We start from the raw sequence: 1,021 nt of genomic DNA on the forward strand, positions 1-1,021 counted from the left end.
ATCGAAAATGGTGTCATTCATTGCCACTAGTACGCCGCGGCCTTTTGAGTCCTCATCGGTTGCAGTAACAACAGCATTGTATAAATTGACCGGGCCATCGGCACTCATGGCAGTAGATGGTCGCATCGCGCCCACGATCACAACGGGCTTGTCGCTCTTCACCGTTAAATCAAGGAAGTATGCGGTTTCTTCCAATGTATCCGTACCGTGGGTGATGACGATACCGTCAACATCATCTTGAGCGAGCAGCTCGTTAACTCTTTTCGCTAACTTCAGCCATACCTCATCGTTCATGTCTTGAGAGCCGATGCTGACTACTTGCTCACCAGAAATATCCGCAATGTTGGTCATGCTCGGCACAGCAGAAATTAATGATTCGACGCCAACTTTACCTGCGGTGTAGTTCGACTCAGTGGCAGATTGACCTGCGCCAGCGATGGTGCCGCCAGTCGCGAGGATTTTGATATTAGGAAGATCGGCCTGGGCGAACGACAAAGAACTGAGGCACAAACCAAGGGTAATCGTACTGAGGCGGAAAAGATTTTTTGTCATGGGAATCACCTGCTTTTAGGTTAGATGTTGGTTGGGGAACAACCTCTATCCTAAAAACAGAACGGGAGAATTTTTGAGCACAAGCTCAACAAATTGCAGATGAAAATCGTGATCAACTAATCACTTAAAGAATATTAAATCAACCAGTTAACCTAATTAACGTGCTTCTTTAACAAGTGAGATGTACCAGCAACCTGTTCAACATTGAACGAAATACCAGTGATGGATCTGTAAGTAAGAAGTGAGGGCGTGTTTTGCTAAGAGATGTAAAGGGAAGGAGGATAGGAGTTAAGCTTTTAGAAGATTAAATGGCCTGCAAACATAGCGCAAAAAAAAAGCGGCTTTACCCCGGAACAGATAAGCCGCTTGCCAATGATGTGCGATACCAGTCAGAGTTGGTATCGTTTCACATCTTATCGCATAATCATTTGTTCACGACCTGGACCAACAGAGACCATTTTTACTGGTA

1 protein-coding gene is annotated in these 1,021 nt (G+C 45.2%); it reads right to left on the reverse strand.

Annotation, left to right across the window (positions count from 1 at the left end):
• On the reverse strand, positions 1–552 hold a 552-nt coding region (locus R8269_RS26445), incomplete at its 3' end, for an asparaginase domain-containing protein (RefSeq protein ID WP_318223065.1).
• Positions 553–1,021: the final 469 nt, after the last annotated feature.

Source organism: Vibrio sp. Vb0667 (genome assembly GCF_033391095.1).